Source organism: Streptomyces sp. VRA16 Mangrove soil, assembly GCF_017377775.1.
GTDB lineage: Bacteria > Actinomycetota > Actinomycetes > Streptomycetales > Streptomycetaceae > Streptomyces.
The window spans coordinates 221,119-234,044 of record NZ_JAFVLN010000009.1 but is presented as its reverse complement, the minus strand read 5'-3'; the positions used below and the strand labels follow the sequence as shown (position 1 = coordinate 234,044).

Here is a 12,926-nt window from a genome sequence, read left to right as displayed (position 1 = left end):
GTCGCGGGCCGTGCGACGGGTTCCTACGTTGAGTTTCTACATCCAGTGATGGTCAAGCGACACGCTGTGACGATGGAGGAATTCATGCGTATGGGATCGGTTCTGCTCGCGTCCGCGGTGGCGGGCGCCGCCCTGGTGCCGGTGGCCGGGACGGCGTACGCCGCCGACAAAGACTGTGCGGACTTCGCCTCCCAGGCTCAGGCGCAGGCCTGGTACGACAGCCATCCGGGCGACCCGGACCGGCTCGACCGCGACGGCGACGGGCAGGCCTGCGAGGACTACACCGGCTACTCGTCGGCCTCGACCCCGACTCCGACTCCGACTTCGACCCCGTCGTCGTCGATCGGTACGTCGACCATGCCGCAGGGCGGTGTCCGCACCGGTTCCGGCGGTCTCGCCGAGGGGAAGTCCGCCTCCGCGCTGCCGGTCGGGTTCGGTGCCGCGGCGCTGCTCGCGGGCGGCGGCGCCGTCGCGCTGCGCCGCCGGACCCGGCGCGACGGCTGAGGCCGGGACCGCCGTGCCCGCGCCCGGCCGCGGCGCAGGTCGCGATCTCCCGTGGATCGGTGCCGCGGTGCTCTGCCTGCTGCTCGCCGCGTCCGCCGTGCTGACCTGGCTGGGCGGGGCGTCATCCGGCGTGAGCCCGGGGCCTTCGGGCTCCGTTCCGCCGGCTGCCCGCCGCGCCGCCGGCACCCCGCTCGCGCCCGTGGGCCGGGCCGCCGACCCCGTGCGGCTGCGCATCCCGGCGATCGGCGTCGACACCGTCGTCGGTCCGCTGTCCCTGGACGGCGACCGGCGGCTGCCCGCTCCCGTGGGGTACGACGGTGCGGGATGGTGGCGCGAGGGCGCCTCGCCCGGGGAGGCGGGACCGGCCGTGCTCGCCGGGCATCTGGACACGCCCACGGGACCCGCCGTCTTCGCGCGGCTCGTGGAACTGCGGCCCGGCGACCGGATCGAGATCACCCGCACCGATCGCAGCTCGGCGGTCTTCGAGGTGCTGGGCACTATGGAGTTCCCCCAGGACGCCTTCCCCTCGGACGTGGTCTACGGGCCCACGCGGGACGCCCAGTTGCGGCTCATCACCTGCGCGGGGGTGTACGACCGCACGGCGGGGCGCTATCTCGCCAACACGGTCGTGTACGCGTCGATGGTCGCCGCCTGAAACGGTGACGGGCCGCGGCTTCAGGAGACGGTGATCCGGAAGACCGGGTGGTCGGGGGCGATCCGACGCAGCTCCTCATCGGAGGAGTCGGGGCCCACTCCATTGAAGAAGACACCTACCTCGGCCTTCCAGCGCTTGAGATAGGCGCGCAGCACGGCAGGCTTGTCGTCGTCGGATACCTCGGTGGCACTGAACTCGTCGTAACGCTTGCCCAGGTGGAGCCGGCCGCCGCCCGCGGCCCGCATGTTGTGCGTCCACTGGACGTGGCCGCGCGGAGCCACGAGGTACTGCTCACCCTCAAAAGTCAGTAGATTCACCGGAGTCGTGCGCCAGGCCCCGCTCTTGCGGCCTCGCACGGCCAGGACCCGCGAACCCCAGACGCTGAGCCCGCGCCGCGTCAGCCAGGCGACGGAGCGGTTGAGGACGTTCACGGTGAACCAGCCGGGCTTCTGGATGTGGACGGACGCGGACATCTGGACCTCCAGGACGTGAGAGCGGTGCTCTCGCTTGAGAGCAGTGTGCACCCGATCAATGATCCACATCAAGAGCAGTGCTCTCCATTTTGTGCGGCGCTCCGGAACGTGTGCATCGATCGCGCTTCGTGGAACACTGGCCCGTATGAGTACGAGCCGCCGCACAGTCCAGGGCGCCCGCGCCCGCGCCCGCGAGGAGATCACCGCCGCCATCAAGGACGAGGCGCGCAGACAGCTCGCCGCCGAGGGCGCCGCCAAGCTCTCACTGCGGGCCGTGGCCCGTGAACTCGGCATGGTCTCCTCGGCTCTCTACCGGTACTTCCCCAGCCGTGACGAACTGCTGACCGCACTCATCATCGACGCGTACGACTCGCTGGGCGAGACCGCGGAGCGCGCGGACGCCGACCGCCCGCAGCGGATCTCCGCGGCCGGGCGCTGGGTCGCCGTCTGCGGGGCCGTACGCGAGTGGGGCCTCGCGCACCCGCACGAGTACGCCCTCATCTACGGCTCCCCGGTTCCGGGTTACACCGCGCCGACCAGCACGATCGAGTCGGCGGCACGGGTCGGACTGCTGCTCGTCGGCATCGTGCGGGAGGCGTACGAGGGCAAGGGCCTGGCCCTGCCGAAACTGCCGGCCGGGTTGCGCCCCGAGGCGGAGCGGATGGCCGCCGAGCTCGCGCCCGACCTGCCGCCGGAGGTCGTGGCCGCGCTCGTCGCCGCCTGGGCCCAGCTGTTCGGCCTCGTCGGCTTCGAGCTGTTCGGCCAGTTCAACGGGGTCGTCGAGGACCGGGCCGCGTTCTTCGACCACGCCACGGCGCAGCTCGCTCACGCGGTCGGCCTCGTGAAGTAGCGCGGGCCGCGCCCGAGCGGCCGGTACTCCGTGGGGAGTACGTGTGATCACCTCGCCCGGCTGACGCCCGTGACGGCCCGTGACCCTTAGCGTGGCGGCATGGACGAGCAGCAGGAGCAGGACGGTGGTCCGCCCCCGGCCGGGGACGGACCACCGTGGATGCGCGGCGGGCCACCGGCGTGGGGCCGCGGTGCCGCGTGGTGGACCGGGACCGAGGGCGGCCGGCTGCCGTGGCGGTCGACGGTGCTGGTCACCGTGTTCGTGCTGGTCGGTTCGCACTTCGCCGCGCACGGGGAGGCGGGCGATCGCCTCGACCTCGACGCGTTCGCGCGGGTGCTCCTCTTCGTGTCCGGGGCGCAGTTGCTGTGGCGGCAGCGGTTTCCGGTGACCGTCGCCTTCGGTACGGCGTCGTGCGCGGCGGTGTACCTGGCGGCCGGATATCCGTACGGGCCGGTCTTCCTCCCGGTGGCCCTCGGCTGCTTCTCGGCGATCGTCGCGGGGCGCCGCCGGGCGGCATGGGGGGCCGTCGCCCTGTTCTGGGCGGTGCACGCCCTGGTGGGGCACTGGCTCTACCGGTATCTGCCGCCGTCCGGTGACGGGCCCGTGCCCTGGGGGCAGGAAGGGATCATCGCGGCCTGGGTGCTCGCCGTCGTCGCCGTCGCCGAACTGGCCCGGGTCCGGCGCGAGCAGTGGGCGCAGGCGCGTCGTGAGCGGGAGCAGGCCGCGCGCCGGCGGGCGGACGAAGAACGGCTGCGGATCGCCCGCGAACTGCACGACGTGCTCGCCCACTCCATCTCCGTGATCAATGTGCAGGCAGGGGTCGGGCTCGCGCTGCTCGACTCCGATCCGGAGCAGGCGCGCACCGCGCTGACGACCATCAAGGCCGCCAGCAAGGAGGCGCTGGGGGAGGTGCGGCAGGTGCTCGACACCCTGCGGGCCCCCGGGGCCGCGCCGCGTGCCCCCGCACCCGGCCTCGACCGGTTGCCCGAGCTGGTCGAACAGGCGGCGGGTGCCGGACTCACCGTCGACGTCACCACGGGCGGTGAGCGGGTCGCGCTGCCGCCGGGCGCGGACCTCGCCGCGTTCCGGATCGTGCAGGAGGCGCTGACGAACGTGGTGCGGCACTCGGAGTCGCGGCATGCGAGAGTTCAACTCCGTTACGGAAAAGGAGCGTTGACGGTGACCGTTGACGACGACGGGCCCGCGAGCCACGCCGAGGCGGGCGGCAGCGGCAACGGACTCGCGGGAATGCGCGAGCGCGCCGCCGCCCTGAATGGGACGATCGACGCGGGCCCGCGCCCCGACGGCGGCTTCCGGGTCGTCGCCGAACTGCCGCTCGCCCCGGCCGCCCCGCCCGCCGCCTCATCGGAGGAGCCCCGTTGATCCGCGTACTTCTCGCCGACGACCAGTCGTTGGTCCGCGCCGGTTTCAAGGCGCTCCTCGACGCGCAGGCCGACATCGAGGTCGCGGGGGAGGCTGCCGACGGTGAGGAGACGCTGCGCAAGGTGCGCGAGCTGAGGCCCGACGTCGTCCTGATGGACATCCGGATGCCGCTGCTCGACGGGCTCGCGGCGACCCGCGCGATCGGCAGGGACCCGGAGCTCACAGCGGTGAAGGTGGTCATGCTCACCACCTTCGAACTCGACGAGTACGTCTTCGAGGCGATCCGCTCCGGAGCCTCCGGCTTTCTCGTCAAGGACACCGAACCGGAGGAACTGCTGCGGGCGGTGCGGGCCGTGGTGCACGGGGACGCGCTGCTCTCGCCCGGGGTGACGCGGCGGCTCATCTCCGAGTTCGCGGCGCGCTCCAAGGAGCCTGCGGCAGCCGGGTCCCTGGGCGAACTGACCGAGCGGGAGCGGGAGGTGATGGCCCTCGTCGGGATCGGTCTGTCCAACGAGGAGATCGCCCGGCGGCTCGTCGTCAGCCCGCTCACCGCGAAGACGCACGTGAGCCGCACGATGGTGAAGCTCGGCGCCCGCGACCGGGCCCAACTCGTCGTCCTGGCCTACGAGTCGGGGCTCGTGCGGCCCGGCTGGCTGGGCTGAACCGGGGCGGCGTCGAGCGCGTCGGCCCGCTGCACCAGTCCGGTGGCGATGTCGTCCCAGTCGGGCCCGTGCATCCACAGGCTCTCGGCGGCGCGGCGCAGCAGGGCCGCGTCGTCGGGGCGCTGGAGCACCGCCAGGCGGTACGCCAGATTGCGGATCCGCACCGGCAGGTGGCCGTCGACCAGGTACGGGCACAGCTCGTCCAGCAGGGCGACGAGGGTGTCCGCGTCGGCGAAGGTCAGCTTCTCGATGAAGCCGTGCTCGTCGTGGCCCACGTCGCACGCGGGCGCGGGCCGGTACTCGTCGCCGTAGAGGCAGCGCGCGTGCTCGGTGAGGGTGTGGTGCACGAAACGTCCTGTCCCCGCCTGCTCTACGCGTCCGGGTCGCGCTGCCGGAACCGCGTCAGCACCCGCACCACCCGGACGAGGAAGACCACGGCCGCCACCGCTCCGGCCGCGGCGAGCAGCCGGTCCGCCGCCACCCCGGTGACCCGGTCGTAGAGCACCGGCATCCCGAGCAGGGCGAACGCCACGCCGGCCTGCAGCGCCCCGGTGAGGAGCGCGTAGCCGATCTCGACGGTCGTCGCGTCCCGCTCGGCCTGGGTCCTGCGGGTCCCTGTCCCGTTCATCGTGTCCCCCGTTCGTGTCCTGTCGGCGATTGTCGCAAATGCGGGCCCCAGGGGCGACGGCGTTCGCGCGTCGCTCCTGGGGCCCGTCCGGCGCGGCGGGGGCCCGGGCGTCAGTCGAGCAGGGCGGGTTGTGGCACTTCCGCCTCCGCCGTCGTGGACCCGGCGACCACGACCGACTCCGACCGGCGCCGCGGGCGCAGACCGGTCAGGGTGATCAGCAGACCGGCGACGGCGATGGCGGTGACCACCACCAGGCCCGGACGGAAGCTGTCGAGGACGGCCTGCGGCGAGGCGCCCTCGGGGGCGTTCGCGGTGACCACGGCGGTCACGACGGCCAGGAAGATCGCACCGCCGACCTCGACCGAGGTGTTGAGCAGACCGGAGACCATGCCCTGCTCGTCGTCGTCCACGCCGTTGGTGGCCTGGATGTTGAGCGACGGGAAGACCAGGGCGCAGGCGGCGCCGATCAGCAGCATCGTGGGCAGGATGACGGCCGCGTAGACCGGGTCGAGGTTGATGCGCAGGAAGAGCGCGTAGCCGATGACCATGAAGGTGAAGCCGACGGCGATCAGACGGGGCGTGCCGAAGCGGTCCACGATCGAGCCGACCTTCGTCGACGACAGCGCCACGAGCGCGCCCGCCGGCAGGAACGCCAGCGCCATGCTCAGCGCCGACCAGCCGAGCAGCGACTGGAGGTAGAGCGTCGCCAGGAACTGGAAGCTGACGTACGAGCCGAAGAACGTCATCGCGCCGAGCTGCGCGCGCACCTGGGACCCCGAGCGCAGCACACCGAGCCGGATCAGCGGCGAGGCCGAGCGCTGTTCGACGCGGACGAAGACGGTGAGCAGCACGGCCACCGCGAGGAACGAGAGCAGGGTGCGCGCCGAACCCCAGCCGGCCTCGGGCGCCTGCACCACGGTGAAGACCAGGAGCAGCATCGAGAGGGTGCCGGTGACGGCGCCCGGGATGTCGTAGCCGCCGCGGTTCTCCTCCTTGGCGCTGTGCGGGATCAGTTTCAGGCCGAGCAGCAGCGCGATCACCGCGATCGGCGCGGGCAGCAGCATGGTCAGGCGCCAGCTGGCCTCGGTGAGCAGGCCGGAGAGGACGAGGCCCATGGAGAAGCCGGTGGCGGCGCAGGTGGTGTAGATGGACAGGGCGCGGTTGCGGACCGGGCCCTCGGCGAACGTCGTCGTGATGATGGACAGACCGGCCGGCGCGGTGAACGCGGCGCTCAGTCCCTTGATGAAGCGGCTCGCGATGAGCAGCGGGCCCGAGTCGACGAGCCCGCCGAGCAGCGAGGCGAGGGCGAAGACGCCGAGCGCGATCAGGAAGACGCGGCGCCGCCCGAGCAGGTCGGCCGCGCGACCGCCCAGAAGCAGCAGACCGCCGTAGCCGAGGATGTAGCCGCTGACGACCCATTGCAGGGTGGACGTCGACAGGCCGAGCTCCGAGCCGATCGACGGCAGGGCGACCCCCACCATCGACACGTCGAGCGCGTCCAGGAACATCGCCGCGCACAGCACGAGCAGGGTGCCCCACAGCCGTGGGGACCAGCGGTCCGCCGAGGAGGCGGGGGACTCCGGGGACGACGGAGCCGAGGAGAGCGGAGAAGTCATGCGGAGCACAGTACATGCACATGCATTGACTGCAAGTGCATTTAATTCCGATGCAACAAATGGCGGCTTCTCTGCTACGGTGCGGTCATGGCGGCAGGAAATGCGATGGTCGAGACGTCGACCGGTCTCGTGGAACAGTGGCGGGGCATTCTCGCGGTGCACGCGCGCACTCTGTGCGAGCTCGACCGTGAGCTGCATCAGTACGGTCTGGGCGCCAGCGACTTCGAGGTTCTCGACGTGCTCGCCGAGGGCGCGGCGGAGGACGGCACGTCCGGGTACCGCGTCCAGGAGATCGCCGGCCAGGTCCATCTGAGCCAGAGCGCCCTGTCCCGGCTCATCGGCCGGCTGGAGAAGGACGGCCTCGTCGAGCGCGGCATGTGCAGCGAGGACCGGCGCGGGGTGCGGGTCTGCATCACCGACAAGGGCCGCGCCCTGCACACGCAGGTGCGGCCGCTGCAGCGGGCCGTGCTGCGCCGGATGCTGGAGTCCGACGCGGCCGAGTGACGGCCCGCCGCGGTCGACGGTCGCGGGACGAGCCGCGGGATCAGACGCCCGCGCGCTCGCGCCACTGCTCGGCCAGCGCGAAGTCCCCGCTGACGGCCGGGAACGGCAGCCGGTTCCACAGCGCCAGATACAGGCGCGCCGCGGGCCCCGACACCTCGCACTCGGCGTCCGCCGTGGCGCCCCGCTCGGCGGCGGGCGGGTCCTGCGTGACGCGCACGGTCCAGGTGACGTCGGCGTCCGTGGCCCGCACCCGCAGCACCCGCGGTGCGTCCGACCGCATCCGGCTGCGCTGGCGGGCGTGGAACCCGAGGAGCAGCTCGTCGATCCCGTCGACCGCGAACTCCGCGCCGATCGGGGCGGCTTCCTGTGCGGTCACCGGGTGCAGCGCCGACTGGGCGTCCACCCGGTGCACGGTCGTCTCGTGCGCCTGCCGCCGCGCCCAGAACGCCAGTGGTGACGGGGCGGGCAGGAAGGCGAAGCACTCCAGGCCGGGCCGCGCGTTCGTCAATGTGTCGACAAGTCGGTGGTGTCCCTCGCGGAACCAGGCGAGGAGCGCGTCCCCGTCCGTGTCGGCAGGGGCCTCGGGCATCGGGCGGCGTTCCGTGAGCCCCTCGGCCACGAACGCGGTGGCCCAGCGGTGCACCGATCCCTGGTGGCGCACCAGATCGCGGATCTGCCAGCCGGGGCAGGTGGCGACCTGCGCGTCGGTCCCGGCCTTCTCGGCGGCCGCGGCCAGCAATCGGCCCTCGGCGTCCACGACTTGAATGTGTTCGGCAATCTCCATGGGGTGAGTCTGCCGCCTGGAGTGCGCTTCAACGTGGCTTCGCGGGTCTCAGAGCCTGTCTTTGAACCCCCGCCTGCGCCCCGACGCCCGGCACGCACGCTCGCCGCACGTCGTGCCTGGACAGGTGGCTCCGCCACATGACCTGGCACGACGCACAACGATCGCACGCACCGACCGCCGCTGCGCCCGCCCTCCGGGCGGACGACGGGGGTTCAAAGACAGGCTCTCAGCCGACGGTCGCGCGGCGCGTGGCGAACCCGATCGTCGCCGCGACGGCCGCCAGCAGCGCCACGCTCGTCAGGGCGAGGGGCAGCGAGAACCAGTCCGCCATGAAGCCGATCGCGGGCGGTCCGAGCAGCATGCCGCCGTAGCCGAGCGTGGAGGCCGCGGCGACGCCCGTGGGGCCCGCGAGCGCCCCGGCCCGCTCGACCGCGACGGGGAAGATGTTCGCGAGGCCGAGCCCGGTGACCGCGAACCCGATCAGGGCCGGCCACACCGAGGGGGCCAGTGAACCGAGCAGCATCCCGACGGCCCCCGTCGCGCCGCCGAAGACCAAGGTCCGCGTCCTGCCGAGCCGTTCGAGCAGCGAGGTGCCGGTGAGCCGGCCGACGGTCATGGCGAACGCGAAGCACGAGTAGCTGGCCGCGGCGAGTCCCGGGTGCGCGTGCAGGTCCTGCTCCAGGTGGAGCGCGCTCCAGTCGGCCAGGGCTCCTTCGCCGTACGCCGTGCACAGTGCGATCAGGCCGAAGACCAGGACGAGCAGCCGGGTTCCGCGGTCGATCCGGTGGGACGGTTCGGGGGAGGGCGTCCGTATACGTTCCTGGGGGCGCGGGGACGGCTGCCGCAGCAGCGTGGGACCGGCGGCGGCCGTGACCGCGAGGCCGATCACCATGATCCCGAGCAGGTGCCGGGTCGGCGACAGCTGTCCCGCGACCAGGCCGCCCAGGCCCGAACCGACCATGCCGCCCAGGCTGAACGCGGCGTGGAAGCTCGGCATGGCCGGTCGGCCGAGCGCGGCGACGAGGTCGACGGCCGCGCTGTTCATCGCCACGTTGATGCCGCCGTACGCGGCCCCGAACACCAGCAGGACGAGGCCGAGCGTGACCGGTGAGTGGGTCAGCGGCGGCAGGACCACGGTGAGCGGCAGCAGTACGCCGCAGGCCACCGTCACCTGGTGGTTGCCGAAGCGGCGGCACGGCCGTCCCGTGAGCATCATCGTGATCACGGCACCGGCCGAGACGCCGAGCAGCGCGAGCCCGAGCCCGCTGGCTGACGCGCCGGTCTGCGCCTTGATGGCGGGGATGCGCACCACCCAGCCCGCGAAGACGAAGCCGTCGAGGGCGAAGAACACGGTGAGGGCGATGCGCAGTCGGGTCAGGGAGGGGAGGCGGGGACTGTCGGCGCTGACGGTCCCGAGTTTGTTTAGTAGCGGCACAAAGTCAGATTAGGGGTGGAGTCGCCCACGGGACAAGGGGGGTTGCGGGCGGGACGGGGCGCGGTGGAAGGCGGCGGGGCGCTACAGGTCGCCGGCTTCGCCCGTCTCCACGAAGCGGACGACCGAGCGGAGCACGAGATCGAGGAACTCCGGGAGGTTCCCGGCGACTTTGTCGAACGCCCCGTCGTCCACGGACGCGGTCCGGGAGCGGTGGACGGCGCCGCCCCGGTCGGCGACGTAGAGACGGCCCCCGCCGTTCGACGCGATCACCATGCCGAGCGGGTCGTCGGCCTCCGGGAGGGCGACGGGGCCGTCCTGGGCGAGCCGGTCGAGGACGTCGCGCGCCGAGTGGAGGAAGAAGCCGTTGCCCACGTCGGGCAGTGACACCTCGCCGATCGACGCGTAGAACGTCTGCAGATCCTCGAACCCGAGTGACTCGCGGGCGTAGGCGCGGGCGGCCGCGAGGTCGTCCTCGTCGGCCGGGCGGATCGCGTTCGTGCCCGGCGGGTGGCCGTAGGTCTCCTCGAACGTCGCGAGCAGGCGGCTCACCGCGTGTGTGATCCCGGCGTGCCACTGGGCGAGCCGGCGGGGCGAGCAGGGGGACGTCATGGGCCGAAGGCGGGTGGGTGTCCGGTCAGACGGCGACGACCTGGACGCCCGCCTCCTCGAACCGCTCCAGTTCCGCCCGGTCCGCGGACGCGTCCGTCACCAGGACGTCCACCTGCTCCGCGTCGCAGATCCGCGCGAAGGCGCGGTGGCCCAGCTTGCTGGCGTCCGCCGCGACGACCACGCGCTCGGCGCGCTCGCACAGCAGCCGGTTGATCGCGGCCTCGGCCTCGTCGTGCGCGGAGGCGCCGTGCACGACGTCGAGGCCGACGACACCGAGCACCGCGGTGTCCAGGGTGATCTGGCTGAGCACGCCGTCGGCGAGCGGGCCGATCAACTCGTACGACTGCGCCCGTGCGACCCCGCCGGTCAGCACGATCTTGAACTGGGGGCGCACCGCCAGCTCGTTGGCGATGTTCAGGGCGTTCGTGACGATCGTCAGGGTCGGGCTGCCGGAGGAGAGTTCGGGCCGCACGGCGAGCGCCCTAGCCACCTCGGTCGTCGTCGTGCCGCCGGTGAGGCCGACCGCCTCGCCGGGCGTGAGGAGTTCGGCGACGGCCTTGGCGATGCGCTGCTTCTCGGAGGCGTTGCGCGCGGTCTTGTAGCGCAGCGGGAGTTCGTAGCTGACCCCGTGCACGACGGCGCCGCCCCGGGTGCGCACCAGCATCTGCTGCTCGGCGAGTTGGTCGAAGTCGCGGCGGATCGTCGCCGCGGACACCCCGAGTTCGGCCGCCGCGTCCTCGACGTCGAGGCGGCCGCGCTCGACGAGCAGCTCCAGGAGGGACTTCCAGCGGGCGTCGCGGGACATCCGCGGCCTCCAATCGTCGATCGACTCGGTCGGGCAAACCCTAGCCGCTGTGCGCACGAATGCTTGATGTTGATCGAAAGCTAGCTATATCTTGCATTAACGAGCATCAGCTGTGAGTGAGGGAGTGGGGCCGGCATGAGTCATGTCGAGAACGAGCTGAACAGCCAGCCGGAGTGCTGGACGCGCGCGGCGGGTCTGGCCGCGCAGCACGAGGCGGCGCTGCCGGCCGCGGGGGAGCGGGTCGCGATCGTCGGCTGCGGCACCTCGTGGTTCATGGCGCAGGCGGCCGCCGCACTGCGGGAGCAGTCGGGGCAGGGCGAGACGGACGCGTTCGCCGCGTCGGAGTTCCCGGCCGGGCGCGCCTACGACCGGGTGATCGCCCTCACCCGCTCCGGCACCACCACCGAGGTGCTCGACCTGCTCGCCGCGGTCCGTGGCACGGCGCGCACCACGGCGATCACCGGCGACCCGGACACCCCGATCAGGACGGCCACCGACGACCTCGTGGTGCTCGACTTCGCCGACGAGAAGTCCGTCGTGCAGACCCGCTTCGCCACCACCGCGCTGACCCTGCTCCGCGCTCACCTCGGCCTGCACACCGAACAGGCCGTCGCCGACGCCCGCACCGCGCTCGCCGAGCCGCTGCCCGAAGGGCTCGCGGAGTGCGGCCAGTTCACGTTCCTGGGCCGCGGCTGGACCGTCGGGCTCGCCAACGAGGCCGCGCTGAAGATGCGCGAGGCGTCCCTGTCGTGGACCGAGGCGTACCCGGCGATGGAGTACCGCCACGGCCCGATCAGCGTCACCACCACCGGCACCGCCACCTGGATGTTCGGCGAGGCGCCCGAGGGGCTCGCCGCGCAGGTCGCCGCGACCGGCGCGCTGTGGATCGAGGGCCGCCTCGACCCGCTGGCCGAACTCGTCCGCGCCCAGCGCCTCGCGGTCGCCGTCGCGGCCCGCCAGGAGCTCGACCCCGACCAGCCGCGCCACCTCACCCGCTCGGTGATCCTCGACGCCAACTGACGCCACCGGCGCCGGACTTGAGAAGGGAGGGGCAGTGCCCCTCGCAGCAACAGGGACCCTGGTGACGGAGGCCGCGGCCCGCCGCGGCGCCGTCGCCGCGTTCAACGTCATCACCCTCGAACACATCGAGGCCGTCGTCGCGGGCGCCGAGGCGGCCGGCGCCCCCGTCGTCCTCCAGATCAGCGAGAACGCCGTCCGCTACCGCTACGGCCGGCTGCTGCCGCTGGCCCGCGCGGCCGTGGCCGTCGCCGAGCGGGCCGGCGTCGACGTCGGCCTGCACCTGGACCACGTACAGAGCGACGACCTGCTGCGGCAGGCGGCCGACGCCGGATTCGGCTCGGTGATGTACGACGCCGCGCGTCTGTCCTACGACGAGAACCTCGCCGCGACCCGCGCCGCCGCCGACTGGGGGCACGCCAACGGGCTCTGGGTGGAGGCCGAGCTGGGGGAGGTGGGCGGCAAGGGCGGCGCCGCACCGCTCGACGCGCACGCGCCCGGGGCCCGCACCGACCCCGGTGAGGCGCGGGCGTTCGTCTCCGACTCCGGCGTGGACGCGCTCGCCGTGGCCGTCGGCTCCTCGCACGCCATGACGACGCGGACCGCGGCCCTCGACCACGAGCTGCTGAAGCGGCTCGCGGAAGGGGTCGGTGAACTCGGGGTGCCGCTCGTGCTGCACGGTTCGTCGGGGGTGCCGGACACCGAGCTGGCCGCGGCCGTCCGCGGCGGGATCGCCAAGGTCAACGTCGGCACGGCCCTCAACATCGCGATGACCGGGGCCATCCGGGAGTTCCTCGCGGCGCATCCCGACGCGGTCGACTCCCGCACGTACCTGACCGTGGGACGGGAGGCGATGGCGCGGACCGTACGCGAGTTCATCACGGTGCTGCGCGGCTGAGGCGCACGGGCAACTCCGCGCAGGGCGGCCGTAATTGGCTGCTGAAAATTGCAGAAGGGTCTTGCAGGGGTGGGGTGCGCCTGGTTGAGTCGGGGCGGCCCGC

16 protein-coding genes are annotated in these 12,926 nt (G+C 72.8%); 8 read left to right on the top strand and 8 right to left on the bottom strand.

Annotated elements, in window-relative coordinates; all coding sequences use genetic code 11:
- Positions 1-84: 84 nt before the first annotated feature.
- Both J3486_RS25000 and J3486_RS24995 read left to right on the top strand, forming a co-directional pair.
- Complete coding sequence (locus J3486_RS25000) at positions 85-504, top strand: excalibur calcium-binding domain-containing protein (protein ID WP_229378524.1); 420 nt, start codon at positions 85-87, stop codon at positions 502-504.
- Between the two features lie 13 nt (positions 505-517).
- The gene (locus tag J3486_RS24995; protein ID WP_207823924.1) at positions 518-1,159 is read left to right on the top strand and encodes a class F sortase; all 642 of its coding nucleotides are present in this window, start codon (positions 518-520) and stop codon (positions 1,157-1,159) included.
- Between the two features lie 20 nt (positions 1,160-1,179).
- Here J3486_RS24995 and J3486_RS24990 read toward each other — a convergent pair whose 3' ends face one another.
- The gene (locus J3486_RS24990) at positions 1,180-1,632 is read right to left on the bottom strand and encodes a nitroreductase family deazaflavin-dependent oxidoreductase (RefSeq protein ID WP_207823921.1); all 453 of its coding nucleotides are present in this window, start codon (positions 1,630-1,632) and stop codon (positions 1,180-1,182) included.
- A 145-nt stretch (positions 1,633-1,777) separates the two neighbouring features.
- On the opposite strand from J3486_RS24990, the gene J3486_RS24985 reads away from it, so the two are divergent.
- From J3486_RS24985 to J3486_RS24975, 3 genes are all read left to right on the top strand, one after another.
- A complete protein-coding gene (locus J3486_RS24985; protein WP_207823919.1) occupies positions 1,778-2,482 on the top strand; it encodes a TetR/AcrR family transcriptional regulator in 705 nt (234 codons plus the stop codon).
- Between the two features lie 99 nt (positions 2,483-2,581).
- Positions 2,582-3,865 carry a sensor histidine kinase gene (locus tag J3486_RS24980; RefSeq protein WP_207823918.1) on the top strand — a complete coding sequence of 428 codons (1,284 nt, stop codon included), beginning with the start codon at positions 2,582-2,584 and terminating at the stop codon, positions 3,863-3,865.
- Positions 3,862-4,527, top strand: coding sequence for a response regulator transcription factor (locus tag J3486_RS24975; RefSeq protein ID WP_207823916.1), 666 nt, complete (start codon positions 3,862-3,864; stop codon positions 4,525-4,527). Before J3486_RS24980 ends, J3486_RS24975 begins: the two co-directional genes overlap by 4 nt.
- Here the strand turns inward: J3486_RS24975 and J3486_RS24970 are convergent.
- The 3 genes from J3486_RS24970 to J3486_RS24960 all read right to left on the bottom strand — a co-directional run bounded on the left by J3486_RS24970 (position 4,488) and on the right by J3486_RS24960 (position 6,771).
- The gene (locus tag J3486_RS24970) at positions 4,488-4,874 is read right to left on the bottom strand and encodes a hypothetical protein (RefSeq protein ID WP_207823914.1); all 387 of its coding nucleotides are present in this window, start codon (positions 4,872-4,874) and stop codon (positions 4,488-4,490) included. The genes J3486_RS24975 and J3486_RS24970 overlap by 40 nt on opposite strands.
- A gap of 23 nt (positions 4,875-4,897) precedes the next feature.
- The gene (locus tag J3486_RS24965) at positions 4,898-5,155 is read right to left on the bottom strand and encodes a DUF6332 family protein (protein ID WP_207823912.1); all 258 of its coding nucleotides are present in this window, start codon (positions 5,153-5,155) and stop codon (positions 4,898-4,900) included.
- Between the two features lie 110 nt (positions 5,156-5,265).
- Positions 5,266-6,771, bottom strand: coding sequence for an MFS transporter (locus J3486_RS24960; protein ID WP_207823910.1), 1,506 nt, complete (start codon positions 6,769-6,771; stop codon positions 5,266-5,268).
- A gap of 87 nt (positions 6,772-6,858) precedes the next feature.
- On the opposite strand from J3486_RS24960, the gene J3486_RS24955 reads away from it, so the two are divergent.
- On the top strand, positions 6,859-7,275 hold the full coding sequence (locus tag J3486_RS24955) for a MarR family winged helix-turn-helix transcriptional regulator (protein WP_229378523.1): 417 nt from the start codon (positions 6,859-6,861) through the stop codon (positions 7,273-7,275).
- Between the two features lie 40 nt (positions 7,276-7,315).
- Here J3486_RS24955 and J3486_RS24950 read toward each other — a convergent pair whose 3' ends face one another.
- From J3486_RS24950 to J3486_RS24935, 4 genes are all read right to left on the bottom strand, one after another.
- Entirely contained in the window at positions 7,316-8,059 is a 744-nt protein-coding gene (locus J3486_RS24950; protein ID WP_207823908.1) for a maleylpyruvate isomerase family mycothiol-dependent enzyme, read from the bottom strand.
- Between the two features lie 226 nt (positions 8,060-8,285).
- Complete coding sequence (locus tag J3486_RS24945) at positions 8,286-9,494, bottom strand: MFS transporter (protein WP_207823906.1); 1,209 nt, start codon at positions 9,492-9,494, stop codon at positions 8,286-8,288.
- A gap of 81 nt (positions 9,495-9,575) precedes the next feature.
- Positions 9,576-10,103 (bottom strand): hypothetical protein, encoded by a 528-nt coding sequence (locus J3486_RS24940; protein ID WP_229378522.1) that lies wholly within the window; start codon positions 10,101-10,103, stop codon positions 9,576-9,578.
- Positions 10,104-10,128: 25 nt separating this feature from the next.
- A complete protein-coding gene (locus tag J3486_RS24935) occupies positions 10,129-10,908 on the bottom strand; it encodes a DeoR/GlpR family DNA-binding transcription regulator (protein WP_207823905.1) in 780 nt (259 codons plus the stop codon).
- Between the two features lie 135 nt (positions 10,909-11,043).
- Between J3486_RS24935 and J3486_RS24930 the strand changes: the two genes are divergently transcribed.
- Both J3486_RS24930 and J3486_RS24925 read left to right on the top strand, forming a co-directional pair.
- Positions 11,044-11,928 carry an SIS domain-containing protein gene (locus J3486_RS24930; RefSeq protein WP_207823903.1) on the top strand — a complete coding sequence of 295 codons (885 nt, stop codon included), beginning with the start codon at positions 11,044-11,046 and terminating at the stop codon, positions 11,926-11,928.
- Between the two features lie 34 nt (positions 11,929-11,962).
- Entirely contained in the window at positions 11,963-12,823 is an 861-nt protein-coding gene (locus J3486_RS24925) for a class II fructose-bisphosphate aldolase (protein WP_207823901.1), read from the top strand.
- Positions 12,824-12,926 lie beyond the last annotated feature (103 nt).

Bases quoted from the DNA above. Each gene is read 5' to 3' on its own strand.
- J3486_RS25000 (WP_229378524.1), top strand. From the start codon at position 85: ATGCGTATGGGATCGGTTCTGCTCGCGTCCGCGGTGGCGGGCGCCGCC.
- J3486_RS24990 (WP_207823921.1), bottom strand. From the start codon at position 1,632: ATGTCCGCGTCCGTCCACATCCAGAAGCCCGGCTGGTTCACCGTGAAC.
- J3486_RS24985 (WP_207823919.1), top strand. From the start codon at position 1,778: ATGAGTACGAGCCGCCGCACAGTCCAGGGCGCCCGCGCCCGCGCCCGC.
- J3486_RS24980 (WP_207823918.1), top strand. From the start codon at position 2,582: ATGGACGAGCAGCAGGAGCAGGACGGTGGTCCGCCCCCGGCCGGGGAC.
- J3486_RS24965 (WP_207823912.1), bottom strand. From the start codon at position 5,155: ATGAACGGGACAGGGACCCGCAGGACCCAGGCCGAGCGGGACGCGACG.
- J3486_RS24960 (WP_207823910.1), bottom strand. From the start codon at position 6,771: ATGACTTCTCCGCTCTCCTCGGCTCCGTCGTCCCCGGAGTCCCCCGCC.
- J3486_RS24955 (WP_229378523.1), top strand. From the start codon at position 6,859: ATGGCGGCAGGAAATGCGATGGTCGAGACGTCGACCGGTCTCGTGGAA.
- J3486_RS24950 (WP_207823908.1), bottom strand. From the start codon at position 8,059: ATGGAGATTGCCGAACACATTCAAGTCGTGGACGCCGAGGGCCGATTG.
- J3486_RS24940 (WP_229378522.1), bottom strand. From the start codon at position 10,103: ATGACGTCCCCCTGCTCGCCCCGCCGGCTCGCCCAGTGGCACGCCGGG.
- J3486_RS24935 (WP_207823905.1), bottom strand. From the start codon at position 10,908: ATGTCCCGCGACGCCCGCTGGAAGTCCCTCCTGGAGCTGCTCGTCGAG.
- J3486_RS24930 (WP_207823903.1), top strand. From the start codon at position 11,044: ATGAGTCATGTCGAGAACGAGCTGAACAGCCAGCCGGAGTGCTGGACG.